22 protein-coding genes are annotated in these 26,339 nt (G+C 62.9%); 7 read left to right on the plus strand and 15 right to left on the minus strand.

The window, feature by feature from the left end; genetic code table 11:
• Nucleotides 1–35 precede the first annotated feature (35 nt).
• From phnC to phnE, 3 genes are all read left to right on the plus strand, one after another.
• Nucleotides 36–896, plus strand: a complete 861-nt coding sequence (gene phnC, locus IG122_RS00675) for a phosphonate ABC transporter ATP-binding protein (protein ID WP_193179476.1) — start codon at nucleotides 36–38, stop codon at nucleotides 894–896.
• 34 nt (nucleotides 897–930) lie between these two features.
• On the plus strand, nucleotides 931–1,947 hold the full coding sequence (gene phnD / locus IG122_RS00680; RefSeq protein WP_226893239.1) for a phosphonate ABC transporter substrate-binding protein: 1,017 nt from the start codon (nucleotides 931–933) through the stop codon (nucleotides 1,945–1,947).
• A 78-nt stretch (nucleotides 1,948–2,025) separates the two neighbouring features.
• Nucleotides 2,026–2,946: a phosphonate ABC transporter, permease protein PhnE gene (phnE, locus tag IG122_RS00685; RefSeq protein WP_193179478.1), complete on the plus strand. Its 921-nt coding sequence runs from the start codon at nucleotides 2,026–2,028 to the stop codon at nucleotides 2,944–2,946.
• Between the two features lie 289 nt (nucleotides 2,947–3,235).
• On the opposite strand, the gene IG122_RS00690 is transcribed toward phnE, so the two are convergent.
• The 4 genes from IG122_RS00690 to IG122_RS00705 all read right to left on the minus strand — a co-directional run bounded on the left by IG122_RS00690 (nucleotide 3,236) and on the right by IG122_RS00705 (nucleotide 6,238).
• Nucleotides 3,236–3,784 carry a carboxymuconolactone decarboxylase family protein gene (locus IG122_RS00690; protein WP_193179480.1) on the minus strand — a complete coding sequence of 183 codons (549 nt, stop codon included), beginning with the start codon at nucleotides 3,782–3,784 and terminating at the stop codon, nucleotides 3,236–3,238.
• Between the two features lie 10 nt (nucleotides 3,785–3,794).
• A complete protein-coding gene (locus tag IG122_RS00695; RefSeq protein ID WP_193179482.1) occupies nucleotides 3,795–4,499 on the minus strand; it encodes a glutathione S-transferase N-terminal domain-containing protein in 705 nt (234 codons plus the stop codon).
• A 75-nt stretch (nucleotides 4,500–4,574) separates the two neighbouring features.
• The gene (locus IG122_RS00700) at nucleotides 4,575–5,378 is read right to left on the minus strand and encodes a phosphate/phosphite/phosphonate ABC transporter substrate-binding protein (RefSeq protein ID WP_193179484.1); all 804 of its coding nucleotides are present in this window, start codon (nucleotides 5,376–5,378) and stop codon (nucleotides 4,575–4,577) included.
• Nucleotides 5,375–6,238 carry a helix-turn-helix domain-containing protein gene (locus IG122_RS00705; protein ID WP_193179487.1) on the minus strand — a complete coding sequence of 288 codons (864 nt, stop codon included), beginning with the start codon at nucleotides 6,236–6,238 and terminating at the stop codon, nucleotides 5,375–5,377. Before IG122_RS00705 ends, IG122_RS00700 begins: the two co-directional genes overlap by 4 nt.
• 291 nt (nucleotides 6,239–6,529) lie before the next feature.
• Between IG122_RS00705 and IG122_RS00710 the strand changes: the two genes are divergently transcribed.
• Nucleotides 6,530–7,321, plus strand: a complete 792-nt coding sequence (locus IG122_RS00710) for a fatty acid desaturase (protein ID WP_226893240.1) — start codon at nucleotides 6,530–6,532, stop codon at nucleotides 7,319–7,321.
• Between the two features lie 10 nt (nucleotides 7,322–7,331).
• On the opposite strand, the gene IG122_RS00715 is transcribed toward IG122_RS00710, so the two are convergent.
• Nucleotides 7,332–8,885 (minus strand): trimethylamine methyltransferase family protein, encoded by a 1,554-nt coding sequence (locus tag IG122_RS00715; RefSeq protein WP_193179491.1) that lies wholly within the window; start codon nucleotides 8,883–8,885, stop codon nucleotides 7,332–7,334.
• Between the two features lie 503 nt (nucleotides 8,886–9,388).
• On the opposite strand from IG122_RS00715, the gene IG122_RS00720 reads away from it, so the two are divergent.
• Nucleotides 9,389–9,844, plus strand: coding sequence for a helix-turn-helix domain-containing protein (locus tag IG122_RS00720; RefSeq protein ID WP_193180417.1), 456 nt, complete (start codon nucleotides 9,389–9,391; stop codon nucleotides 9,842–9,844).
• A 93-nt stretch (nucleotides 9,845–9,937) separates the two neighbouring features.
• Here IG122_RS00720 and IG122_RS00725 read toward each other — a convergent pair whose 3' ends face one another.
• The 4 genes from IG122_RS00725 to IG122_RS00740 all read right to left on the minus strand — a co-directional run bounded on the left by IG122_RS00725 (nucleotide 9,938) and on the right by IG122_RS00740 (nucleotide 15,879).
• Entirely contained in the window at nucleotides 9,938–12,001 is a 2,064-nt protein-coding gene (locus IG122_RS00725) for a dipeptide ABC transporter ATP-binding protein (protein ID WP_193179494.1), read from the minus strand.
• Nucleotides 12,002–12,014: 13 nt separating this feature from the next.
• A complete protein-coding gene (locus tag IG122_RS00730; RefSeq protein WP_193179496.1) occupies nucleotides 12,015–13,169 on the minus strand; it encodes an ABC transporter permease in 1,155 nt (384 codons plus the stop codon).
• A gap of 14 nt (nucleotides 13,170–13,183) precedes the next feature.
• Entirely contained in the window at nucleotides 13,184–14,119 is a 936-nt protein-coding gene (locus IG122_RS00735) for an ABC transporter permease (protein WP_193179501.1), read from the minus strand.
• A 107-nt stretch (nucleotides 14,120–14,226) separates the two neighbouring features.
• Complete coding sequence (locus IG122_RS00740) at nucleotides 14,227–15,879, minus strand: ABC transporter substrate-binding protein (RefSeq protein ID WP_193179502.1); 1,653 nt, start codon at nucleotides 15,877–15,879, stop codon at nucleotides 14,227–14,229.
• A gap of 108 nt (nucleotides 15,880–15,987) precedes the next feature.
• On the opposite strand from IG122_RS00740, the gene IG122_RS00745 reads away from it, so the two are divergent.
• The gene (locus IG122_RS00745) at nucleotides 15,988–16,827 is read left to right on the plus strand and encodes a GNAT family N-acetyltransferase (protein WP_193179503.1); all 840 of its coding nucleotides are present in this window, start codon (nucleotides 15,988–15,990) and stop codon (nucleotides 16,825–16,827) included.
• Between the two features lie 11 nt (nucleotides 16,828–16,838).
• Here the strand turns inward: IG122_RS00745 and IG122_RS00750 are convergent, their stop codons facing one another.
• Nucleotides 16,839–17,252, minus strand: coding sequence for a DUF4870 family protein (locus IG122_RS00750; RefSeq protein ID WP_193179504.1), 414 nt, complete (start codon nucleotides 17,250–17,252; stop codon nucleotides 16,839–16,841).
• 102 nt (nucleotides 17,253–17,354) lie between these two features.
• Here IG122_RS00750 and IG122_RS00755 point away from each other — a divergent pair, with 102 nt between their 5' ends.
• A complete protein-coding gene (locus tag IG122_RS00755; protein ID WP_193179506.1) occupies nucleotides 17,355–18,419 on the plus strand; it encodes a threonine aldolase family protein in 1,065 nt (354 codons plus the stop codon).
• A gap of 6 nt (nucleotides 18,420–18,425) precedes the next feature.
• On the opposite strand, the gene IG122_RS00760 is transcribed toward IG122_RS00755, so the two are convergent.
• From IG122_RS00760 to IG122_RS00780, 5 genes are all read right to left on the minus strand, one after another.
• On the minus strand, nucleotides 18,426–19,700 hold the full coding sequence (locus IG122_RS00760; RefSeq protein ID WP_226893241.1) for a pentapeptide repeat-containing protein: 1,275 nt from the start codon (nucleotides 19,698–19,700) through the stop codon (nucleotides 18,426–18,428).
• Between the two features lie 64 nt (nucleotides 19,701–19,764).
• A complete protein-coding gene (locus IG122_RS00765; RefSeq protein WP_193179508.1) occupies nucleotides 19,765–20,115 on the minus strand; it encodes a hypothetical protein in 351 nt (116 codons plus the stop codon).
• Nucleotides 20,116–20,273: 158 nt separating this feature from the next.
• A complete protein-coding gene (locus IG122_RS00770; protein WP_193179510.1) occupies nucleotides 20,274–21,533 on the minus strand; it encodes a pentapeptide repeat-containing protein in 1,260 nt (419 codons plus the stop codon).
• A gap of 244 nt (nucleotides 21,534–21,777) precedes the next feature.
• Entirely contained in the window at nucleotides 21,778–24,972 is a 3,195-nt protein-coding gene (locus IG122_RS00775; protein ID WP_193179511.1) for an efflux RND transporter permease subunit, read from the minus strand.
• Nucleotides 24,973–24,976: 4 nt separating this feature from the next.
• Nucleotides 24,977–26,104, minus strand: a complete 1,128-nt coding sequence (locus IG122_RS00780; RefSeq protein ID WP_193179513.1) for an efflux RND transporter periplasmic adaptor subunit — start codon at nucleotides 26,102–26,104, stop codon at nucleotides 24,977–24,979.
• Between the last annotated feature and the right edge of the window lie 235 nt (nucleotides 26,105–26,339).

A 26,339-nucleotide genomic window follows, 5' to 3' on the forward strand; every position in this document is an offset into this window, starting at 1 on the left:
TCTGAGTAACGTCTCGGCCCTCGGGAAGGGGCCGTATGTCACATACTCAGAACCAGCCAGCCATTCAGGTCCGGAACGTCTCCAAGACTTTCGGGAACGGACGCCGCGCACTCGTGGACGTGTCTATCGAGATCGGCGCCGGAGAGATGGTGGCGCTGATTGGCGCCTCCGGTTCCGGCAAATCCACGCTGATCCGCCACATCGCCGGTCTCGTCGTCGCCAACAGGGGCGAGGAGGGCGGTGCGATATCGGTGCTGGGCGAGCCGGTTCAGACCAATGGCAAACTTTCCCGCGACGTCGGTCATGTGCGCCGCCGGCTCGGCGTCATCTTCCAGCAGTTCAATCTGGTGCCGCGCCTGACCGTGCTGACCAATGTGCTCGCCGGCCGCCTTGGGCGGATGCCGAAATGGCGGGGCACGCTGATGCAGTTCTCCCATCCGGAAAAGCAGCGCGCGATGCAGGCGCTCTGCCGGGTCGGGATCGAGATCACTGCGCGGCAGCGTGCCGCGACGCTCTCGGGCGGGCAGCAGCAGCGCGCGGCCATCGCCCGCTGTCTGGTGCAGGAATCCGAAGCGATTCTCGCCGACGAGCCGATCGCCTCGCTCGACCCGGCCTCCGCCCGGCGGGTGATGGAGACCCTCTCCGACATCAATCGCAGCGAGGGGACCGCAGTCCTCGTCTCCCTGCACCAGGTCGAATATGCCCGGCGCTACTGCAAGCGCACCATCGCGATGCGCGACGGGCGGGTGGTGTTCGACGGCCCGTCGCACGACCTGACCACCGACTTTCTCCGCGAGATCTACGGCGAGGCGAGCGAGGAACTCATCCTCCCCGATGCCGAGGATTTCGCGGCGGCCCATGAGCAGGCGGAACAGCGGCTCGTCGCTTCCGCCTGAGATATGCCCCCAGCAGCCAAGAGGAGCTGATCCGATGACCATCATGACCCGCCTGACCGCCGCCGCGGTGCTGGCAACCGGCCTCGCGACGAGCGCCGTTCCGGCCCTCGCCGACCGGGAAAATCCGAAAGAGATCAATTTCGGCATCATCGCCACCGAAAACAGCTCCGCCCAGCGCGAGAAATGGGGGCCGTTTCTGAAGGCGCTCGAGAGCTCTCTCGGTATGCCGGTGAAGCCGTTCTTCGCGGCCGACTATGCCGGCGTCATCGAGGCGATGCGTTTCGACAAGGTCGACATCGCCTGGTACGGCAATAAGTCGGGCATGGTCGCCGTCGACCGCGCCGGCGCCGAGATCTTCGCCCAGACGACCGAGTCCAACGGCGATCAGGGCTACTGGTCGGTGATGGTCACGCACAAGGATTCGGGCCTCAGCTACGAAGACGTCATGAAGTGCGACAAGACCCTGAATTTCGGCCTCGGCGATCCGAACTCCACCTCCGGATTTCTGGTGCCGTCTACCTTCGTCTTCGCCAAGGAGGGGGTGAACCCGAAGGACTGCTTCAAGACGGTGCGTAACGCCAATCACGAGACCAACCTGATCTCCGTCGCGACCAAGCAGGTCGATGCGGCGGTCGCCTCTTCCGGCGGCCTCTACAAGCGTCTCAAGAAAGCCCGCCCGGAACTCTTCGCCGAGATCAAGGAGATCTGGCGCTCCCCGCTGATCGCCTCCGATCCGATGGCCTGGCGCCCGGAACTCGACAAGGATCTGAAGGCCAAGATCATGTCCTTCTTCATGACCTATGGCCGCCTCGGTAGCGACGCGGAAGTGGCGAATGCGCGCGAAGCGCTGGCGATGATCGATATGGGGCCGTTCGTGCCATCCTCGAACGCCCAGCTCTGGCCGTTCTACGAGATGGACCAGATCCGTCAGCGCATGTCGATCGAGGGCGACGAGACCATGTCCAAGTCCGAGAAGAAGGACAAGATCGCCGCGATCGACAAGAAGCTCGAGGTGATCCGCGCCGCGGCCGCCGCCCGCCCGCGCATGTAATCCGGCCGGCCCAGGTCGCTTCCGGGCCGTTCAACGGCGGGGGCCATCGGCCCCCGCATTCTTTTCAGGAGCCAGATCATGACAGACCTCGCCGTAGCTACAGGCGCCGCGCCCCGGCTCGAAGGGATCGAAGTCCCGGGCCGCACCCGCCAGGAACAGGTTTTCGACTGGCTCCTCCGCGGCGCATTCGTGGTCATGCTGGTCTGGAGCTTCGTGCCGGCGGACATGCATCGCATCGGCGAGGTCCTCACCGGCGGCGGCAATATGGCGATGCTGCTGGGCGACTTCTTCGAGCCGAATTTCCGCTATTGGCGGACCTATCTGGATCTGATGCTGGAGACCGTACAGATGGCGGTCTGGGGTTCTTTCCTCTCCGTCCTGCTCGCGGTGCCGTTCGGCCTGATGTCCTCTGCCAATCTGGTGCCGGCCTGGCTGCATTTCCCCGTGCGCCGCCTGATGGACGCCTTCCGGGCGATCAACGAACTGGTCTTCGCACTGATCTTCGTCGCCGCCGTCGGTCTCGGCCCGCTCGCGGGCGTGCTGGCGCTGACGATCCACACCACGGGCACGCTGGCAAAGCTGTTTTCGGAAGCGGTTGAGGCGATCGATCCGCGGCCGGTCGAGGGCATTCGCGCGACCGGATCTTCCCGGTTGCAGGAGATCATCTACGGCGTCATCCCGCAGGTGCTGCCGCTCTGGATCTCGTTCTCGCTCTATCGCTTCGAGGCCAACGTGCGTTCGGCAACGGTGCTCGGGATCGTCGGGGCCGGCGGCATCGGGATGTCGCTTTCTGAAGCGCTGCGCGGCTTCGATTATGCGGCCGGTGCAGCGATCCTGCTGATCATCCTGCTGACCGTCTCGCTGTTCGACATTTTCGGCGCGCGGCTGCGCAAGGTGGTGATCGACGGCGAGGAGCATATCCGGTTCGCCGGTTATCTCGCCTTCCTGGTGGCGATCATTGTAGGGATTGAAATTGTGCTGAGAACAGGACCGATCTGACCAAAGGTCAGTCCGAATAATTCGCTACTTTTGCGAGTCTGGGTGCGAAGAGTGGAGCGACGCTCAGTTTTCCCGGATACCCCGGCCGAGAAGAATTCCGCCAACCACGGCGATAGCGCACCACGTCACGAGCACAATCGAAACGGTAGTCATTATCCGCCTCCTATCCAATGGTGACAGGATAGCGATCATCTCATGTTAACGCAATGTTAACCACGTTCGAAATTCAAAAAATAATTTAGCGACTGTTTCGCGTGAATCTCGAAAGTTGTGCGTTAGGTCGCGGAACTCAGTCGAGTTCCGCGACCTGGTCGCCTTCCAGCGGTACGTTGAAGGCGTTGATCGTCATCGAGATCAGTGTGTAGTAGCCGAGCACGCCGACGAGATCGATCAACCGCTTCTGTCCCAGAACCTTCATCGCCTCGGCATAGAGTGCATCACCGATCCTGTGGGTCTCGTGCAGGGCTTTCGAAACGTCGTAGACGACCCGCTCGTCCTCCTTCTCGAAAGGCGGCGTGCGGCGGTCCCGGATCGCATCGAGGACCGCCTCCGAGATCCCCGCCTTCAGGGCGAAGGGCTTGTGCACCGACCATTCGAACTGGGCGCCCCAGAAGCGCCCCGTCACCATGATCGCCAGTTCCGAGAGGCGCGGTTCGAGCGAGCTGTCGAAGCGGGCGAACTGACCGAGCTGCTGCGCCTTGTCGGCCAGCGCCGGACTGTGCAGCCAGACTTTCAGCGGGCCTTCCACCTTGCCGCGCGGGCCGTTGACGATGGCATCGTGGATGGCGCGCTGTGCGGCATCCATCTCTTCGGGCTTGAGGGCGGGGACTCGGGTCATCTCTCGCTCCTCAAGCGGCGTCGGCGCAGGGCTTTTCCTTGCGGGCGGCGCCGTCATGGGCGTCGAGCAGGCGTTCGCGCCAGGCCCAGAGCGGATCGCTCTCGGGAAGCAGTTCGAAGGAGCTGGAGATCCGCGCCCACATCAGGCTGCCGAAGAGAGCGTAATCCGCGTAGCTCGGACCGGTGCCGCCGATATAGGGCTGTTTCTCGATTACCGCGCGGGCCGGCGCCAGGGCCTTATGCAGGTTGGGCAGGCGTTCCTCGCGGCCCTTCTGCACCTCTTCCAGGGACTTGCCGAAGCGGGCTTCCCGGGATTCCTTGAAATAGGCTTTGTCGCGCTCGTCGCAGGCGAGATAGACGTCGTGGACGATGAGGCCGGCGATCAGCGGGTTGATCGCCCGGTTGGCCCACTCGTTGACGAACATTGCCGCACCGCGGCCGGCCTCGCCGCCGAAGAGGCTGGGGCGGTCGGCGTAATTGTCTTCCAGATAACAGGCGATGTCCCAGCTGTCGCAGACGACCGTGTCGGCGTCCTGCAGCACCGGGACCAGCTTCTGGCCGCTGAACTCGAGCTTCTCCTTCTCGCCGAAGCGCACATGCTCCACCGTCGCGCCGGCCTCGAGACCCTTGTGCGCGAGGGCCATGCGGGCGCGCCAGCCGAACGGGCTGAAACGGGCGCCGTTCTTCGCGGACAGATCGTAGAATGTGATGGCCATGTCGAGGCTTCCTCCGTGCGGATATTTGCTTGTTGTCGCGGCGGATCTTGCCCCGGCTGGAACAGGGCAACAAGGTCAGAAGAGGGAATGCAGCCCTCGTTCGGCGGCACGGGTCTCGATTTCCTCGATTTCCACGTAATCGTGATCGCAAAGGAGCGCGACGTCTTCGATGAGGAGCGCCTTTCGTGCTGCTGCCGCATCGGGGTCAGCGGCGGCGCGGGCAAGTCCCCGGCGCATCTTTGCAAGGATCGCTGGATCCGTCGCGGCCGGGACCGCATAGGGCAGGCCGGGGGCGTCAGGTGTCCGTGCCAGCACTTCGACTTCCGTACATTCCTCCGGCGCATGTTTCCGCAGCAAGGCCCAGGTGACGCAGTCGATCGAAGCGGTGTCGGCCTCTCCGGACGCAACCAGTGCGATACTCATCCGATGCCCGCCGCTCCGGATCGCATCGCCGAAGAATCCGGGCCCGGCGCCGTGTTCGGCGAGCAGTGCACGGAAGGCGCTGACCCCTGACTGCGAACAGGCATTGTTATAGGCGAGGCGTTGTCCCCTGAGCGCGCCGAGAGAACCGATGCCGGCGCCGCGCTGCACGATGACGACGCTCCTGTAGCGCGGACCGGTGCAGCCTTCGGCGGCATAGCACGGCGTGCCGACGACCGTGAGGCTCTCGCTGTGGAACCTGCGCAGCGGATAGCCGCAGATCTGCGTAAAGAAGAGGTCCGGCCGCGACCAGGCCTCGCTCTCCTCGGCGAAGCGGGTGCGTCTGGACGGAACGCCGACGATCCCTTCGGCCTCGAACGCGCGGGCGAGGGCGACCCACCATGCGTCGGTCGCCTCCCGGATCTCGGGAAGGTCGTACATGTCGAGGGAAGCGATCATTCGGCTTTGCCTTCGGAAAACGTCCGGATCAGTCCGCGGATATAGTCCGGCAGGGCGTGACTCTGTACGACGGCGTCCCGGATCAGCTGGTCGAAATGGCGGGTCAGGGTGCGGATATGCTCCGTCGTGTTGAAGACGAAGAAGCTCTGCCCGAGATAGAGCGAGGCGCGCAGCGGTCCGAAGATCGTCAGCGGCGCGGAATAGACCCTGCGGCCGTCGAAAAGATAGATCCGCATGCTCGGATAGAGCTCCTCATGCAGCCGGAGAACATGCTCGAGCTGAGCGAGGCGAAGGTCATCCGAAAGGTCGTGCCAGATCCCGGCGCCGGCGGCGAAATCGTCGAGTGCCTGACGCGACATGCAAATCTCGATGTCGGTCTCCGGCCGCCTGGTATAGGCGAGCCGGTCCTGGGTGCGTTCGATGGCGCTCTCGCGCTCGAAGGCTTCGGTCGCGCCGTGCTCGTAGGCGGCGACCTCCGGCGTCTTCACCTGGTCGGGGAGGTTGGATGGGACGTACCGGATCTTGTAGCCGACGGCCTCGGCGTGCCACTCCGCGATATTACGGTCCGCCGCGGCGCGCGAGGCTTCGGTGATATGGAGCGAGCGCTGCAGGATCTCGGCGCCGAGCTGTTCCTGTTGGGTCAGCCCGAGCAGCCAGTCGAGGCTGACCTGCAGGGAGGCGGCGATGGCGGCCACCGTATCGGCACGCGGAAGCCGGTCATTTTCCGCCGAAAGCAGTTGCGACAGCGTGGAGCGGTCGACGCCGATGCGCTTCGCCAGCCCGGACCGGTTCACCCCGGCCCGCTCCATGCTTTCGGCAAGCCGGGTGCGGAAGATCTCTACGGTGTCTCGACGGTCCAAGGGCGGCTCAAGGCAAAAATTCAGCGATGTTGGAAATTATCACCATAAGAAGTGACTAATCAACAAATGAGGCAAAAATAGCGCAAACGCCCGTTGTTGCGGTGCGGTGCACGGGCCTAGCGTGGCCGCATGCTTGAAAGATCCTTGAACAGATTGCCTCTCGAAGGAAACGTAACGGCCCGGTGTCTGGGGGGCGAGAGGCGTCCCGTTGCTCCTGTCGAGTGGCCGACCCTCCTCCTCTGGCTTCTCATTCACGGTCTCTTCGCGGCCGTGACCTACTGGCATGCGGATATGCCGGAATGGCTTCTCCCGCTCGCTGGAGCGCCTCTCGTTGCCTGGCATGCGAGTTACCAGCACGAAGCGATCCACGGCCATCCGACGCGGATCGGCTGGCTCAATGCCACGCTTGCGGGCCTGCCGCTCATGCTCTGGGTGCCTTACGGGATTTACCGCGACAGTCATCTGAAGCATCACGAGAACGAGTTTCTTACCGACCCGATCGAGGATCCCGAGTCGTTTTACGCATCGCGCGGGCAGTGGGCGCTTTATTCGACGCCGCGTCGTCTCCTGCATCGCGCGGTGAACACGCTCGCGGGAAGGCTGGTGATCGGGCCGCTGTTCGTCGGCGCGCTCTTCCTTTGCCGCGAAGCGATGGCCTTTCTACGCGGCAGAGGACGCTGGAAGGCATGGGGACTGCATGTCGCCGGCGTCGCAGTCCTGCTCGTCTGGCTCCTGCTGGTCTGCGGGATGCCGCTCTGGACCTACATCCTCTGCTTCGCCTATCCGGGCACCGGGCTCCTGCTGCTGCGTTCCTTCGCCGAACATCACGCGGCGCGCGAGCCGGAAGGCCGGACCGCGATCGTGGAGGCGGAAAAGCCGTTCGCGCTGCTGTTCCTGAACAACAATCTGCATGTCGCGCATCACACCAGGCCGGGAATGCCCTGGTACCGCCTGCCGGAATACGAGGTGGTCCGGCGCCTGGGCGCCTCCACTGCGGGCGAACGTGTCTATCGGGGATATCGAGAGATTGCCCGGCGCTGGCTCTTCCGGGTGAAGGAAAGCCCGGTGCATCCCTACCGTTGAACGCTCGCGCCTACTGCTCGATGCCCGGGTTCTCCCGCCGCTTCGCGATGTAGGCTTTCAGTTCCTCGTCGACCGCCGGATCGATCTCCGGCGCCTCGTAGGTTTCCAGCATGGCCCGATAGACCCGGTTCGCCCGCGTCGTCGCATCCATGCTGCCGGCTTCCTCCCAGCTCTCGAAATTACGCCAATCGGAAAGCAGCGGTTCGTAGAAAGCCGTCTCGTAGCGTTCCAGCGTGTGCGCCGTGCCGAAGAAATGCCCTCCCGGACCCACGTCCCGAATGGCGTCGAGGGCGAGCGTCGCGTCCGAAACCTCGAGCGGATCGAGGAAGGCGGCCATGCCCTGCAGAAGCTCGAGATCGATGACGAATTTCTCGAAGGACGCGGTGAGCCCGCCTTCGAGCCAGCCGGCCGCGTGCATCACCATGTTGGTGTGGCCGAGCATGACCGGCCAGAGCGACATCATCGATTCCCAGGCCGCCTGCGCGTCCGGCGCGTTCGACGCGTTGGCGTTGGTCGAGCGGTAGGGTAGGCCGTATTTGCGCGCGAGCTGGCCGCCGACAAGGGCGGCCTTGGCATATTCCGGCGTGCCGAAGGCGGGCGCGCCGCTGCGCATGTCCACGTTCGATGTGAAGCCGCCATAGATCACCGGGGCGCCGGGTCGAACCATCTGGGTGAAGGCGATGACGGCAAGCGCTTCGGCATTCTGCTGCGCGAGGGCGCCGGCGATGGTCACCGGGCTCATGGCGCCTGAGAGCGTGAAGGGCGTGACGCAGACCGCCTGACCGTGCGCGCTCATTTCCGTCAGGCCCTGAAGCATGGGCGTGTCGACGCGGAGCGGCGAGGAGGTGTTGATGATGGTGTGCATGCCGGGCCGCTCGGCGATGCTGTCCCGGGTCTCGCCGCGGGCGATGCAGAGCATGTCGATGGCGTCGGACGGTCGCTGGCGGCCAAGGGAATAGGCGTGGTGCACCTTGTCCGAGAGCGTCAGAAAGGAATAGTGGCAGTCGAGGTGCCGGGTCGCCGGCGGCAGGTCGATCGGCTCGACCGGATAACCGCCGAACATATGGACGATGTTCGCGCTCTGGGTCAGACGGCAGAAATTATTGAAGTCGGCGTAATTGCCGTCGCGCCGTCCGCCTTCGAGGTCACTGCAGAAAGGGGCGCTGGCGATGCAGCAGAAATTGATGTTGTTCGCGCCGAAGGTGAGGTCCCGCTCCGGCCGTCCGCCATAAAGGGTGAATTCGGAAGGCGCCTTGGCGATGTATTCGAGGACCATTTCCGGGTCGAAGCGGACGCGTTCCGATCCTTCCGTCACATGCGCGCCATGCTGCTTCAGACGGGTACGGGCGTCCGGATCCAGAAAATCGATCCCGATCTCGCTCAGGATGCGGAGAGAGGCGGCATGGATTGCTTCGAGCTGGTCTTCCGAGATCAGCGGCAGAGGCGGGTAAGGCGAGCGGAGATGCCGCCACGGGGCCTGACGGATCCGGTTGTCCGCGCTATCGCCGCCCGGGCGGTTCCGCGTGCGTTCGCGCCGTCTCGTCCGGCTGCGGGCTTCTGCCATGGTGCGCCCTCCTTGTCCTCAAATGATCCCCTTGTTGCCGTAATGGTGCCTCTTTTGGGGCGCCTCTTGTCTAGCGGTGCGGCGACAGAACTTCCTTGCGGTTCGTCGCTTTTGGGACGAGGGGCGGCGGAGCTTCAGTACCGGGGCCCGAGACAGCTTTCGCAAGGGCGCGTTCGTTTTTGTTTATACTTGAGGCCGTTTCGGGCTATACCGGCGCTTTCATTGCGGAACCGTGACAATTCAAGAATAAATTAAAAGCAATTCTACAAACTTTTGAACTATTCTGTATTTTGTTAATCGTGGTTAAGAAAATTAGTTAATTGAAATTAATCTTGACTTCGATGTCACCAAATAATATTCTACGAATCCTTTAGTTTTTGTTGGAAAAATCGCCGGGGCGTTGTAGAAACCCGCCACGCTCGGTCTTATGTTTGATACTCTCGACCGGGCATCAACTTCACTGAAACTGCTAGAGACTGATAATGGCCGCAGCAAAGCAAGCAATGAATGGCAATGACGACCCGAACTTTCGCGTGACCAACAACAACGCGATCGACGTCCATGTCGGACGCCGGGTCCGGTTGCGCCGTACTCTTCTTGGCATGAGCCAGGAACAGCTGGGTGAGGCGCTTAACATTACCTTTCAGCAGGTCCAGAAATACGAGCGCGGCTCCAACCGCATCAGCGCGTCCCGTCTCTGGGACATCGCTCAGATTCTCGATGTCCCCGTCAGCTTTTTCTTCGACGACATGACGGACGACACCGCCGCCAACTCCCCGCGCAAGGTGCGCGGCGGATCGGTGACAGCGGAATACGAAGAGAAGCCGAACGATCCGATGGCGCGGCGCGAGACCCTTGAGCTCGTTCGTGCGTACTACAACATCACCAATGTCGGCGTGCGCAAGCGCATCACCGAGATGGTGAAGTCCGTTTCCCAGGCTCTGCCGGGCAACGTCTGACGGTTGTTCCATGGGGCCTTTCGAGGACCATGGAAGAGTTGATTTGGGGCGGTCCTCGGGACCGCCCTTTTTCTTTGCCGGAAGAGGCCGCGTTCAGCCGAGCGCGACCACCGGTTCCATGTTCCGCAGGATCTCGTCCGCGAGGTGGCACTTGATACGGTGTCCGCCGTCGATCGCACGGCTTTCCGGCAGTTCCGTCTCGCAGCGATTGCCGGGGACTTCGTGCTTGTGTGGGCATCGGGTCTGGAAGGGGCAGCCGCTCGGAGGGTTCATCGCCGACGGGATGTCGCCGTCAAGCACGATATGCTTCTTCTTCACCTTCGTGTCCGCGATCGGTATCGCCGAGAGCAAAGCCTCCGTATACGGGTGATAGGGCGGCGCGAAGACCTCTTCCGTCGTGCCCTGTTCGACGATATGGCCGAGATACATGACGATCACCCGGTCGGCGATATAGCGCACCACCGAGAGGTCGTGGCTGATGAACAGCATCGTCGTCCGTGACGAGCGCTGGATATCCATCAGCAGTTCGGTCACCGCCGCCTGCACCGAGACGTCGAGGGCCGAGACCGGTTCGTCCGCGACCACCACTTTCGGGGCGCCGGCGAAGGCCCGGGCGACGCCGATCCGCTGCTTCTGTCCGCCGGAGAGCTGGCGGGGCATCCGCTTGGCGAATTCGCGCGGAAGCTTCACCAGGTCGAGCAATTCCAGCATTCGGTTCTCGCGCTCTTTCGGCGTCTTTCCGATGCCGAAGCGCTCGAGCGTGCGGACGATCTGGGAGCCGACCGAGTGACTCGGATTCAATGTGTCGAAGGGGTTCTGGAACACCATCTGGATCGAGCTGATGGTGTTGGTGTCGCGGTCTCCGATGTCGGTGCTGCCGATCTCCGTGTTGTTGAGGGAAACAGTCCCTTCAGTTGCCGTCTCAAGGCCGAGCAGGATCTTGGCGAGCGTGGACTTGCCGCAGCCGGACTCGCCGACGATGGCGACGGTCTCCGCTTCGCGCGCATCGAAGGTGATCTCCTCGTTCGCCTTGACCACGCGGGTCTCGCCGCCGCCGAACATCTGGTTCGCCGCGACCTCGTAATATTTCTTCAAGCCGTCTATGCGGAGAATCGTCTCCCCGGGTTTCGTTGCTTCGACGGTGTTCTCGTGCTTGAGAGGTGCGTCCCAGTCGATTTCGGAGACCCGGACGCATCTGGAGAAATGTGCGTCGGCCATCCCGGTATCGATCATTCTGATATCGCCCGCATCGCACTTCCCGGCCTCGAAATAGGAACAACGCGGACCGAAATTGCAGCCGTCAGGGCGCTCGTGCGGCAGCGGAAGCTGACCCGGAATGGCGACCAGAGGCTGGGCATATTTGTCCGCACCGGGCAGCGGGATCGAGCGGAACAGGCCCTGGGTATAGGGATGACGCATCCGGTCGAACACGTCCTTCACGCTGCCGGTCTCCACGGCCTCGCCCGAATACATCACCGTGATCCGGTCGCAGGTCTCGAGGATGAGGCCGAGATTGTGTGAGATGAACAGCATCGAGGTGCCGAAGCGATTTCCCAGCTCCTTGACCAGGTCGACGATGCCGGCCTCGACCGTGACGTCTAGCGCGGTGGTCGGCTCGTCCATCAGCAGCAGGGCCGGCTTCGAGAGCAGCGCCATGGCGATGACGATGCGCTGCTGCTGTCCGCCGGAAAGCTGGTGCGGATAGGAATCCATCATCCGTTCCGGATCCGGCAGGCGAACCGCCTGCAACATCTCCAGCGCCAGGTCGTAGGCTTCGTCGACCGAGGCGCCCGCATGCACCATCGGCACTTCCATGAGCTGGCGGCCGACCCGCATCGCCGGGTTCAGGCTCGCCATCGGCTCCTGGTAGACCATGGCGATTTCGGAACCGCGGATCTTGCGCAGGTCCTTCTCGCTCATGTTGGTCAGCTCGCGCCCCTTGAACTTGATCGAGCCGGCGGTGATTTTCCCGCGGTTCGAGAGGTCGCGCATGATCCCGAGGGCGACGGTCGACTTGCCGCAGCCGGACTCGCCGACCAGCCCCATCGCCTCGCCGGGCATCACCTTGCAGGAGAAGTCCATGACTGCCGGGATCTCCCCCGCGCGGACGAAGAAGGAGATCGAGAGGTTCGAGATCTCGAGGATCGGTTCGGTCATCTCCGTTTCCTCCTCAGTCTTTCAGCGACTGCTCGCGCAGTCCGTCGGCCAGAAGATTGAGGCCGAGAACGAACATGGCGAGCGCCAGGGTCGGGGGCAGGGCGATGGTCGGCACGATCCGGATGAAGGCGCGGGTCTGGTTGATCATCGACCCCCAGTCCGGACTTTCCGGCGCAAGGCCGAGGCCGAAGAAGCCGAGGGTGCCGAGCAGGATGGTGGTGTAGCCGATGCGCAGGCAGGCATCGACGATCAGCGGCCCGCGGGCATTCGGCAGAATCTCCCAGAGCATGATGTACCAGGCATTCTCGCCGCGGGTCTGGGCCGCCGCCACGTAGTCCCGTGTCTTGATGTCCATGGTGATGCCGCGGACGATGCGGAACACGGTCGGTGAGTTCACAAAGACGACGGAAGCGAAGATGTTCAGCTCGTTCGGCGCCAGCGTGATGATCCTGAGCGGATCGGCATTGAAGACCAGGCCGGAATAGAGCCAGCCGCCGACCAGAAATGTTCCGACCAACTGCACGGCAAGCAGAGCCGGCCGTGTCGCGTAGCGGCTGTAGAACAGGACGCCGAAGAAGATGATCGGGAAGATGAAGAAGAACCCGGCCATGGCGATCGGGATCGGGGTCTCGCGGATGCCGGGCGTGACCAGAAGATAGAAGAGCAGGATCACCGGAAAGGCGAGCACGAGGTTCGCGAGAAACGACATGAACGCATCGATCTTTCCGCCGTAATATCCTGCCGGAAGGCCGATGGTGATCCCGACGATGAAGGCGAAGAGCGTCGCCGCCGGCGCGATCACCAGAACGAAACGGGAACCGTGGACCATCCGGCTGAACAGGTCGCGGCCGAGATTGTCGGCTCCGAACAGCAGCGCCTTGCCGGTCTCGGCATCGATCACGCCGGGAGCCTTCCGTTTCAGCATGGCGAACTGCTGCAGCGGATCGAACATTGCGACGACATCCGCGAAGATCGCCGTCAGGATCCAGAACAGCACGATGACGAGCCCGACCATGCCGATCCGGCTGTCGAACAGGCGGCCATAGAGGTTGAGGCTCCGGCGGAAGTGATAGCTCGCGCCGAGGATCACGGCGAGGGAAAGCCAGACCGGCCAGAAGCGGGCGGTGACAGTCGCCCAGATGTCGAAGAAACCGATATATTCCAACATGTTGCCTCTCCCGCTCAGCTTACGCGGATGCGCGGGTTGAGATAGGCGTACCCGATGTCGGAAATGAGCTGCGTCAGCAGCACGACGACGACGGAGACGAGGGAACAGCTTAGCAGCAGGTCGATGTCGTTATTGTCTGCGGCTTCCACCAAAGTCCACCCGAACCCTTTGTAATTGAAGAGCTTTTCGACGATCACGACGCCCGTCAGAAGCCAGGGGAACTGCAGCATGATCACCGTGAAGGGCGCGATCAGTGCGTTCCTGAGTGCGTGGCGCAGCACCTGGGCGCGGAAGGAGAGGCCTTTGAGGCGCGCGGTGCGGATATATTGCGCCGTCATCACCTCGGCCATGGAGGCCCGGGTCATGCGCGCGATGTAGCCCATGCCGTAGATCGCCATTGTCATGACGGGCAGGGCGAAATTGTTGAAATCGATGCCGCCGGCCTTGGATACGCCCTTCAGGACACCGAGCCAGGAGGCGAAGAGAACGGTGAAGAGAATGCCCGAGACGTATTCCGGTGTCGCTGTCGAGGCGATGGAGACCACCGAAAGACTCCGGTCCGTCTTCGAACCCTCGCGCATGCCTGCGAGTACGCCGATGATGAGCGCCGTCGGGACCATGGTGATCATGACCCAGAACATCAACGTCCCGGTATAGCCGATGCGCGGAGCGAGAACTTCGGCGACCGGCTTGCGGAAGCGTGTCGAGCGTCCGAAATCGCCTGTCGCCGCATTGCCGATCCACTCCGCATAGCGTTCCAACAGAGGGCGTCTGTAGCCTTCTTTTTCCAGCCAGCTCTCGACGGCTTCCTCGGTCATGCGGTTGTTGTTCTGTTCGAGCGCGAGTTTTTTCAGGTTCGGCTCGAGATTGACCAGATAGAACACCACGAGCGTCAGGCAGATCATCGTCACGATCATGACCGCCAGACGTCTCAGTATGAATTGCAGCATATCGCCCCCGACTGCATCGTACGGGCGGGCTCTTGCGGGCCCTTTGGTCTTCCGTGCGGGAAGTTAAAAGGCCGCCCCGCGAAACGCGGAGCGGCCCTTGGCCCGGATCAGGCGTCCAGCCAGACCTTGTTGAAATGCATCTCGAAGGTCGGGTGCATGGAGTCGCCCCGGACCTCTTCGGCCATGTGCTTGTAGAGCGAACGCCAGTAAGGCTGGATGATGATGCCGGAGTCCTGGAGGATCTTCTCAAGGTCCGCCATGACTTCGCGGCGCTTGTCGGCATCCGCGATCGCGAGGGCTTCGCCGATCTTCTTGTCGAATTCCTCGTTGGACCAGCCGGCCTCGTTCCAAGCCTCGCCGGAGCGGTAGGCCAGCGCCAGCACCTGCACGCCGAGCGGACGCATGTTCCAGTTCGTGGTCGAGAACGGATATTTCGTCCAGTTGTTCCAGAACGAGCTCGAGGGAATGATCGTCCGCTTGATCTTGATCCCCGCGTCGCGGATCTGGGCGGCGATGGCATCGGTGGTATTCTTGCGCCAGTCGTCGTCGATCGAGATCAGCTCATGCTCGAAATCGGCCGCGCCGGCATCCGCCAGCAGTTTCTTCGCGGCATCCGGATCGCGCTTGATCGGCGGCAGCTTGGCATATTCCGGATGCATCGGGCCGACATGATGGTTTTCGGCAGGCGTGCCGGCATTGCCGTAGCCGATCTGCAGGACCACCGAATTGTCGACGGCGAGTTGCAGGGCCTGACGGACGCGCTGGTCGTCATACGGTTTGTTGGCGACGTTCATCCGGGCGACGATCGTCGCCGCCGTCACGGCTTCGGATTTCTTCAGGCCGAGGCTGTCGAGGATTTCGACGAAATCCGCCGTGGTCTGATAGTTGGTGTGAACGTCCCCGGCCTCGAACGCCGCGACTTCAGCAGCGGGATCGGTGCCGTAGTCGGTCCATTCGATGGCGTCGAGATAGGCCTCGCCGCCCCACCATTTGCCGTCCTTGCGGCGCACGCAGCGGGCCGAGACGCCGACTTCGAGTTTCTCCAGCTCGAAGGCGCCGGTTCCGACCGGAGTCTTGGAGAGATCGGCACCGTTCTTGTCGAAGTCGCGGTGGACGATGAGGGCCGGGTAGTCGGTCATGCCGGGGATGATGCTGATATCCGGCTTCGGCAGCGTCAGCTTGACGGTGTAATCGTCGACCTTGGTGATCGCGCCGTCGAGCGCCTTGTCGGTATTCGGGTCGATCAGCGAGGCCATGCGGCCGGCCATCGAATTGCCCTCGACCTTCTTCTCGCACCAGCGATTGAGGTTATAGACCACATCGTCGGCAGTGAAGGTGTCGCCGTTGTTCCAGGTGACGCCCTTGCGCACCTTCAGGACATATTCGGTCGCGTCCCCGTTGACCTCCCAGGCTTCGAGCAGACCCGGCTCGAACGTGTAGGAGGGGGTGTAGACGACGAGGGTCTCGCAGATCTGCCGGGCGACATTGCCCATTTCGGACCAGTCGAAGATCCGCGGATCAACCACTCGGCGAACACTCATCGAAACCTTCAGCGTGCCCCCCTTCTTTGGGGTGCCTTGCGCTTTCGCCGGAGCGCTCAGCCCGAGCAAGCCGTAGGCCGTCGCCGTGGTCGCGCCGAATGCGCTTGCGAGCGCGAGAAACTCGCGCCGGTCCATCTTGCCTGCCTTGGTCTCGGCAGCCCACGCGCTGACCGCGCTGTTCAGCGGCCGGCCGGCGCGATCTTTCAAATCCCTGTTCATTCCAAGTCTCCCTGTTTTTCTGGCGCGTGTTCCGATCTTGCTCGCCCGGATCATAATGCCCTGATTGCGACATCTAAAGTGTCGTTTTTAGAGCATTTTAGGCCGAAGATGAAACATGACATCGCCATGAATGTTCAGAAAATCGTGAACATTCCGACTGGCATTTCGCCTCCGAAGCAGTTCCCTGACAATCGAACGCAAGATGCGGGCTTTGTTGGTTACGTATTATCCCCGCCCGTTCGATTTGATACGCAGAAGTTCTTCTTTCCGGACGGAGGCTATATTCACTCGAACATGCCGCCCGGATGCTGCGTTTCCTTCACTGTCACTCATCATGGGCAACCGGCAAAGCGGATGTCAAAGATTTTATCGGAAAGCGATTTTTCGAGATGCGGCCCGTCTTCGAGGCTGATATCGAAAGAGGAATCATGTTCTGCGGAACTGTTCAAAAAAGGACATTCGATGCGCGTTGAAGACGCTCAGAGGGAAGACATGGCCGTTGTGCGGTTGCTGAACGAGGCGGAGGTGCCGCACGTGAACAGCGTCGATCTCGATGGCTTTTCCTGGTTTCTTGAGACGGCGGATTACTTCCGGCTGGCGCGGGACGGCGATGCGGTTACTGGATTCCTGATCGGATTTTTGCCCGGACGGCCCTATGACAGCCTCAACTATCGCTGGTTTGACGCCCGGTATCCGTCTTTCCTCTACGTCGACCGGATCGTCGTCTCGCCCGCGGCGCGCGGACATGGCGTCGGGCGCCGGCTCTATGACGATTTCGCCGGTTTTGCCGCTGGGTGCGCCGAACGGCTGGCCTGTGAGGTGAATGTCCGACCCTCGAATGAAGCCTCGATGCGGTTTCACCGCAAATACGGTTTCGACGAGGTCGGACGCCAGGAGACGGAAGGCGGCACCAAGGAGGTGTCGCTGATGGTCAAGCCGCTGGAATAGCCCGCCGGCGATCAGAACAGCGCGAAGGGATCTTTGATGTCTTGATCGTTCGAGTGCCGGATCCAGCCCTTGATCACCCGGTAGACGAACCAGAGCCAGCCGACACCGCCGACGAGCCAGGCGAGCGGGATGAGGACGAAGGTCGCACTGAAAGCGGCAAACAGTACCGTCGCGATCAGCTGGATCCAGAAAGTCCTGATTTGCCAGGTGATGTGTCCCGCGAGCGGCGTGCCTTCGAGATCCGCCCGTTTCAGATAGGCGAGGATCACGCCGAGCACCGAGGGAACGCCGAAGACGATCGCGGCGCCATAGAGGCCGTAGACGATGTGAACAGCCAACCGGTCGTTCTCAGACAGTCCGAGCGAGAAGGGGAGAACTCTCGTCCGGGCGACCTGCCGCCCGCTGTTCGAATTCGTATCGGCCATGTGCAATCCTGTTCCTTTGCGGCATCGCTTGCCGCCTTCTAGTTTGGCATGTCACCGTGACCATTCAATAGGCGAGGTCGCCGTCTCCCGGGGGAAATGAAGATGACTGCAAACGAAATCGTGGCACCGGCCGTCGATCTCTACAGCGACACGGTCTCGCGTCCGACCGCCGCGATGCGCCGGGCGATGGCCGAAGCGGAGGTCGGCAACGAGCAGGCGATGGAGGATCCGACCGTCAATCGCCTCTGCGCACGCGTGGCCGAACTGCTCGGCAAGGAGGCGGCCGTTTTCCTGCCGTCCGGCACAATGTGCAACGAGATCGCCTACCGGGTCTGGGTCGACCGGGGGGAGGAGATCATCCTCGACGAGAGCGCGCATGCTCTGCATTTCGAGGCCGGCGGTCCGGCGGCGCTCGCAGGAGCCATGGTGCGTACCGTCAGGGGCAGGCGCGGGATCTTCACCGCCGCCGACCTGGAGACGGTGATCCGTGTTCCGCGCGGGCATCACGGTCAGCGCCAGCGTCTCGTCAATATCGAGAACACCGCCAATCTCGGCGGCGGCGCGGTCTGGCCGCTCGCGACCGTGAAGGACGTCGCCGACTGCGCCCGCAGCCACGGCCTGAAGGTCCATATGGACGGCGCGCGCTTGCTCAACGCCGTGGTGGCGTCCGGAACCCCCGCCTCGGCCTATGGCGCACTCTGCGACTCCCTCTGGATCGATCTGTCCAAGGGGCTGGGCTGTCCGGTCGGCGGCGTGCTCGCTGGCAGTGCGGAGTTCATCGAGCGGAGCTGGCTGTTCAAACACCAGTTCGGCGGGGCGATGCGTCAGGCCGGCATCATCGCTGCCGCTGGTGTTCATGCGCTCGACCATCATATCGACCGGCTCGCCGTGGATCATGAGAACGCCCGCACCCTTGCCGCGGGGATTTCCGCGATCGACGGGCTGAGCGTCGAGGTTTCGGAGATCGAGACCAATATGGTTTATTTCGATGTCACGACGCCGGCTTTCGATGCGGCCGGGCTTTCGGAGCGGCTGATGCGGCAGCACCGTGTCCGGATCGGCGCGATGGGGCCTCGGCGGATGCGCGCGGTTACGCATATCGACGTCGATCGGAGCGGAATCGAAACGGCGCTGGCGGCGCTCAAGGCGGTTATGGCGACGGCTTGAGCGCCGTTACGGATCCATCAGGGCCTTGTCGAGCGCCGTATCGGTGAACTGGGCGCCCTGGGTCCGGGCGCCTTTCATGTCCGTCTCGGCGAGGTTCGCCCCCTTGAAGCGCGCGCCGGAAAGGTCGGCGTTCCGGAGCAGGGCGCTCTCGAGATCCGAGGGCCAGAAGCGTCCGGTCGGATTGCCGTGCGCGTCTTTCAGTTCCACCGGATAGAGCAGGGCACCGTTCAACTGCGCGTCCGTCAAGTCCGCGCCGATCAGCTTGGCGCCGGAAAGGTCGCTGTCGCGCAGGTCCGCACTGGTCAGTTTCGCGCCCGTCAGATCGGTCATCACGAGTTGCGTCCGGCGCATCTTGGCGCCGGTCAGATCGACTTCGCGCAGATCGGCGCCCGAGAGGTTGATGTCGGAGAGATCGACGTCCCGCAGTGTCGCGCCAGCGAGCTGCGCCCGCGTGCCGCCGCGGCCCTGTTCCTTGATCCAGAGCTCGTGATCGTTGACGATATCGCGCAGAGACCGGCTGCGGTCGCCGCTCTCGGTCACCAACTGGGCGCCGGAGAGATCGGCGGTCGAGAGATTGACCCGCTCCAGAATCGCGCTGCTGAGGTCCGAATTCGCGAAGCTGGTCTCGGACACGAGCGCGCCGCGCAGATTGGCCCCCTTGAGATTCGCGCCGACGATCCGCGCCTTTGCGAGGTTGGCCCCGGAAAGATCCGCACCGGTCAGATTGGCGTTCTCGAGATTGACGCCTGAGAGATTCGCGCCGCAGAGCAGAGTGTTCTCGAGATTGGCGCCGATCATGCTGGCATCGGAAAGATCGGTGCCCGAAAGATTGGCGTTGTTGATATCCGCTTCGTCCATCGTCGAGGAGGACATGTCCGCGCGGATGAAGGTCGGACGTTCGCCGGTAAGATCGTTGATGATCGCCCCGCCGCGCATGTCGGCTTCCTTCAGGTTGGCGCCGGCGAGATTTGAGGAGCGGATGGTGGCGCCGCGCAGGTCCGCGCGCATCAGCACCGCATTCGAGAGGTCCGTATTGTCGAGATTGGCGCAGAACAGGTCCGCGTAGCTGAGATCGGCCCCGGAAAGGAACGTGTTAGAGAAATTCGTCCCGGACAGTCGCGCAGACTGCAGGTTCACACGGGCAAGCTGGAAGCCCGTGATGTCGAGACCCGACAGATCCGCGCGGACGCCGCCCGGCTTCCGCTTTAGCCACTGCTCGTGGCTCTCGATCGCTTTCAGAATATCGTCCGGCGTCATCGGCTCCGGCCACTTTCCAAACATTCGGGGCCGCCGCGAAGCGGACACGTCGATGCATTGTACAAGGCTTCTAACAGGTCAAGCACCATCATTGCCATCCGTCCACGATGATTCCGAGACATGGATCCGCGATTTCCCGGGACGGGCGGATGGTATCCTCAACTCGCGCCTGAAGACTGAGGCGTTCGCAATAGTTCTTCAGAGCCGAAAAACCGTCTGTCCCGCTGATGTCGTCCGGGGCTATTCCGGATTCCCTGAGGCGGAGGCTCGCCACGGGAGATTTGTCGGAATTCCTGAGCAGGTAAATCACAAAACTACTGGCCCGCTGCTCTTCATGCTCGCCCCGCTGTTCTCGCACATCCGTCGCAACGCGGTCGATGAGACGCTCGATTTCCTCGCTCAAATACGCAAGTTGTTCCGCTTTTTGCTCTTCACTCATCAATACGGGGTGATTCCCTACCGGTCGCTGTGAAATCGATAGCCGGAATGTGCCTTCAATCCTGAATTCGCATGGCGAAGGGCCGGCGGGTCAAGGGGAAATTCCATTGGGACTGTATTTGGCGGCTCGATTCCGAAGGGGCGCGCCGACCGCAATCCTCAGTCGGAGTTTTTCTCCTTTTGATCGGTTTTCGCTGAGTCGAGCTGCTCCGGCTGGAACACGGCATCCGTCAGGTTAACCCCTCTCATGTCGGCTCCGGCGAGGTTGGCGCCCGTCAGATCCGCTCCGGCCAGATTGGCATTATGCAGATCCGCGCCTTTCAGATTGGCCTGGACGAGCTTGGCGCCGGACAGGTTGGCGGGCCATTTGCGGCCGGTGACCTTGCCTTTCGAGTCCTTCAGATCGACCGGCGCGATGATCGCATTGGAAAGATCGGCTTCCGTCATGTCGGCATTTGCGAGGTTGATACCCTCGAGCGTCGCCCCGCTGAGATTGGTGCCCTTGAGGTTGGTCGAGGACAGATCGGACATCACGAGCAGGATATTCGAAAGGTTGCCGCCGCTGATATTGGCGCCGTGCAGATCGGCGCCGGACAGGTTGACGGCCGACAGGTCGATGAAGCTCAGATCCGTGCCTTTCAGAATAGCGCGGTCACCGAGGCGGCCGTCCTCGCGGATCCAGACATAGTGCATGTTCAGCACTTCGCGCACCTCGAAGGGCAGCGAGTCCTCGTGCCGGACCATGTTGGCGCCGGTCACGTCCGCGGCCGAGAGGTCGCAGCCGTCCAGATTGGCGCCCGAGAGGTTGGCGTGCTTCAGAATGGTGTTGTCGAGGATGGCGCCTTTGAGGTTCGCATCCTGCAGGTCTGCGCCAGAGAGATCCGCTTCCACGAGGATGCATCCGGACAGGTCGGCGCCCTTCAGGTCTGCCTTGCGCAGGTTGACGCCCGAGAGATTGGCCCCGGCGAGATGCGCGCCCGCGAGCTGCGCGTTCGGCATGGCGGAATAGCTGAGATCGGCACCCTGCTGGTTCGAGGTCGGGCTTTTCCGCTCTCCGTCCTCGTCGTCCGAGCCGAACATGAGCGTTCCGCCGCGAAAGTCCGCGCCGACGAGGTTGGCGCCCTTGAACGCGACATTGCGGATGCTGGCGCCCCGGAGATCGGCGTTCTGCAGGTCCGCATTGCGGAGATCGGCACCGTCGAGCACGGCGCAGAACAGATCCGTATTGCTGAGGTTGCTTCCGGCGAGAATGGTTTTTTCGAGATTGGCCCCGGACAGCTTGGCCGACTTGAGATTGACTTTCTCGAGCGTGAAGCCCGAAAGGTTCGCACGCGCGAGATTGGCTCGCGCTCCGCTATGCGCCCGACTGAGCCATTTCTCATGCTCGTCGAGGATGGTGGCTATTTCCTGCGGCGTCATCTCGGTGAGCCATGTCCCATTTTAGTGTGGCCCTTGTCCCGGGGCGGTCCAAGTAACTCGAAATTCACCCGGAACAATAGCCGTCGGATGACCGGCGTGGAAGCACGAAGAGCGTCAGCCCCTTCAGGAGAAAGGCGCAGCGCCCAGCAAAATTAAACCCCGAATACAGTGTCTTGCGATCGCATAATAAATGATTAATGCGATGCCAAAGCCCCGGTTGTTTCGCTGGGCGGGGCCACCGCCGCTACTCTGCCGCCTGTTTTGCCCCCGTTTCCGCGCTCGGCCCGGTTTGCGGGGCTGATTCGAGCAATCCGACGGTCAGGGAGAGAAGCGGCGGAATGATCGCGAGCGTCAGGAGAGCGGAAAGTGCCAGTCCGCCGATCACGACCGAACCGAGGCCCCGATAGAGCTCCGAGCCGGCACCCGGGAAGATCACCAGCGGAAGCATCCCGAGCACGCTGGTCAGCGTCGACATGAAGATCGGCCGTATCCGGTTGCGCGTGGCCTCGATGATGGCGGCGCCGGCCTCCATCCGCTCCTCGCGTATGTGATAGAGGGTCTGGTGCACCAGCAGGATCGCGTTGTTCACCACGATGCCGATCAGGATGACGAAGCCGAGCAGGGTGAGCATGTCGAGATTCTGTCGCGTGAAGACATTGAGTGCGGCAAGGCCGACGACCCCGCCCGCGGTCGCGAGCGGCACCGAGAAGATGATCACGAGCGGGTAGAAGAAGCTCTCGAACAGTACGGCCATCACCAGATAGACGATGACCAGCGCCATGATCAGATCGAGCACCATCTCGTTCCAGGTCTGCGCCAGCTTGTCGGCGGTTCCGGACATCCGGATGCTGACGCCGGGGGGCAGGCCTTCGTCCTGCAAGGGCGCGATCACCTCGTCGCGCATCCGGTTGAGCGCGGCTTCCAGCGGCATGCCGGACGGCGGCGAGACAACGAGCGTGATGGTGCGCAGCCGTTCGACATGACGGATTTCGGTCGGACCCGTTGTCACGACCACTTCGGCGAGTGAGCCGGCGGGAACGATCGTGCCTTCGCTGGTGACGACGGGAAGGTTGCGTACGCCCTGGGTTTCCAGGATATGCCGTTCCGGCCCCTGCAGCGTCAGGTCGATCCGTTCGCCCTGGACGGTGATTTCCGCGACCCGCACTCCGTCGTTATAGGCGTCGACCGTGACCCCGAGATTGCGCGCGGTCACGCCGTTGTCGGCGAGCAGCGTCCGGTTCGGCAGGACCCTGACTTCCGGCGCGCCGAGAGAGAGCGAGGGCTGAGGGCGAACCTGTGTGCCTTCCTCTCGCGGGAAGACGTCGCTTACGCGTCGGAAGACGGTCTGGGCGACTTCCGCCAGCTCCTCCAGCTCGCCGCCTGAAATGTCGAGGTCGATCGCGCTCGTTCCGCCGACCCCGCGCCCGAACAGTGAGGTCTGACGGAAGAAGCCGAAGGTTCCCGGCTCGGAGAAAAGCGAACGCCGCAGCACCGGAATCAGAGCCTTTGCCTGCCCCGGGTCGACCGCCGCCGCACCGACGATGACGTTGGCCCGGAAGGCGACGAAGAAGAAGCGGGACAGCATGGGCGTGCCGTCGTCGGCATTGCTGCGCGTTTCCTCGAAGTCCCAGAGCGGTTTTGTCGTGTTCTCGAGTTTCTGGGCGATCGCGGCCATGGTGTCGAGATTGTAGCCGGGCGGGGGTTGGACGTACCCGATGATCAGATTGCGGTTGCCGTCCGGCAGATAGTCGAGCTGGGGCAGCATCGCCCAGGTGACCGCGATGCCGCTGCCCGTCATCCCCGCGATGACGGCGACGGCGAAGGCACGATTGCGGACCACCGCCCGTGTCTGCCTGAGCGCGACGGCAACGAAGCCGCTGGCAAAGCCGTCCAGCAGCGGGATCCGCCGCGAGGCGGAAATCTCGGTCACGTTTTTCTTCAGCAGACGACTGGCGAGCGCAGGCACCACGGTGGCCGAAACCACCAGGGACAGACAGACCGCCACCGAGATCGCGACCGCGATATCCCGGAAGAGCTGCCCGACTTCCAGTTCCATGACCAGGATCGGGATGAACACCATGACCGTGGTCAGCGAGGAGACCAGAACCGCGCCCCAGACCTGCTGCGCGCCGAGATAGGAGGCCTCGCGCTGGTCGAAGCCGTTCTGCCGCAGCCGGAAGATGTTCTCGAGGACGACGATCGCGGCATCCACCACCATGCCCACGGCGAAGGCGAAACCGGCGAGCGAGATTACATTGATCGAGCGGCCGAGCGCCGCCATCGCGACGAAGGACCCGATCACCGAGACCGGGATGGCGAGACTGACAACGAGTGTCGCACTGCCGCTGCGCAGGAAGAGGTAGAGCACGAGAGCTGCGAGCATGCCCCCGACCCAGATATTCTGCCGCACCAGCTCGATCGCTGAATCGATGTAGGTCGTTTCGTCATAAACCTGGACGATGCGGAGCCCGCGGCTGGGCAGAAGCGTCTCGTTCAGCTCCTTCAGGGTCGCGCGGACCTCCTCCATGACCTCGATGACATTGGCCCCGGTCTCGCGGTACATCGGCACGCCGAGGGCCGGAATGCCGAACTGGCGGATACGGGCGACCGGCTCCTTGTAGCCCATCTGGACTTCGGCCACGTCCGCGACCGTGACGCGCGCGACGCGACCGGTCATCGGATCCTCGATCGAGCGCAGCACGACCCGGCGGACGTCCTCCATGGTCTCGAAGTCGCCCTCGGTGCGGACCACGTACCGGCGCTTGCCTTCCTCGACCGCGCCGGCGGAGATCGAGGCGTTGGCCTCGCGCAGCGCCTGCAGCACGTCCGGGATGGTCAGCTGGTACTGCGCCAGCAGCTGCGGCTCTACGACGACTTGCATTTCCCGTTCGGCACCGCCGTAAATGCGCGCCTCGCCGATGCCGGGGATGCGCTCGATGCGCGATTTCACGAAATCCTCGGCGAAATCGCCGAAGGTGTGGATCGGTGCCTCGTTGCCGTCGTTCCGCATGATCACGGCCCAGGCGATGGCGTTGTCTTCCGAGCCTGAGGTCTGGAAGGTCGGCTCGTCGGCCTCGTCCGGATAGCCGCCGACGCGGTCGAGCCGGTTGGCGACCAGCAGCAGGGCCTTGTCCATGTCGTTGCCCGGGGTGAATTCGAGCTCGATCCGTCCGCGGCCGTCCTCGGCACGGGAAATCATGGATTCAAGTCCCTCGAGACCGCGAAGCTCGTCTTCCTGCCGATTGATGATCTCGCGTTCGATCTCCGCCGGCGCGGCGCCATTCCATTGCGTGGTCACGGTGATCACCGGGCGGTTCACGTCGGGCGCCAGCTGGATCGGGATGTTGATCAATGCGACGATGCCGAACATCACGACCATCAGCACGACGGCGACAACGGCGACAGGACGGTCGATCGAGACCCGGATCAGGCCGTTCATGGCATTATCCCTTTACCTGGACAGCTACAGGCTGTCCCGGGCGCAGACGTTCATTGCCCTTGATCACGACCTTATCGCCGGGGGAGAGGCCTTCCAGCACTTCGAACCGGTTGCCGAGGGACTCGCCGATGACGATCGTGCGCGGCTGCACCTTGCCATCCTGAACCAGATAGACGCGGGGCTTGGCGCTGTCGAGCAGCAGCGCGTCCTTGTGGACGCTGATCACAGTACGCTCCATGCCGACCGGTATGAAAATCGTGACGCCCTGGTTTTCGGCGATCCGGACCGCGTCTTCCGTCAGTTCCGGGGTAAAACGCACGGCGCGGGTCCGGGTGCGCGGGTTTTCCTCCGGAATGATCGCGCGCACCGTGGCATTGAGACGCCGTCCGTCCTGGAGCTGCACGCCAACAAGTCCTCCGGGCGCGAGACCCGAGAGCCGTTGCGAGGGCACGTCCGCCTCGATTTCCAGCGCTTCGTCGTTCATCAGGGTGACGATCGCTCCGCCAACCTGCACATGGTCGCCGGCAACCACATGCCGGGCGAGCACGACCCCGGAAAAGGGTGCGCGAATGCTTGCGTCCGCGAGTGCGATCTCGGCCAGCTGAAGTTCCGCACTGGCACGCGCCGTCTCGGCTTCACTCTCGGCAAAGCTGGCCGCTGCCGCTTCCAGATCCCGCTGGGCGTCTTCGAGGGCGTTTTTGCGGAATGCGTTCGAGCCACGGAGCTGTTCGGTGCGGGCCAGTGTCTGCTCGGCCTTGGCGCGGTTCGCAGACGCGCGCGCGAGCTGCGCCTCGGCCTTCTTGACCTCCGAGGCCCTGAGGCTGCGCTCTGCCCGCAGCCGGTTGTCGGCCAGGTGTGCGATCACATCGCCTTTCTTGACCCTGTCCCCGGCGCGCACGGAAATCTCCTCGACCCGCTCCGACACCCTGGTCGCGACGGGACCGAGTTCGAGAGCCACGAAACGCCCGGTGGCGGGAGCCGTCTGCGTCAATTGCTCCTCGCGGACTTCATCAACTTCGACCGGACTCGCCTTGCCCTGGGCGAATGCAGGCGGAATGCAAGGAACGAGGATGGAGAGCGAAAGGAAAGCCGGGACGATGCCGCGGCGCAGAGACTTCAAGACAGACGGCATTGTGCACACGCCTTCCGACGCCAAATTGTTGAAGCGACCCGTGTCGGTGATTTCTTCCGGGAAAAGGTTACGAACGCGGTAACCACGATCTTGCCGGGCGCCGGTCTTTATCGCAATCGTTTCTAAGATGGATCCGTTCCGGATCGCGGCAAGTTGACGCTGGAAGGTGCGGCGGCGTTCTTGCTAAGAACGGTCGGCGCGGCATTGTTCGTCGTGGAAGTCGGCGTAACGTTGG

Source organism: Nisaea sediminum (assembly GCF_014904705.1).
Classification (GTDB): domain Bacteria; phylum Pseudomonadota; class Alphaproteobacteria; order Thalassobaculales; family Thalassobaculaceae; genus Nisaea; species Nisaea sediminum.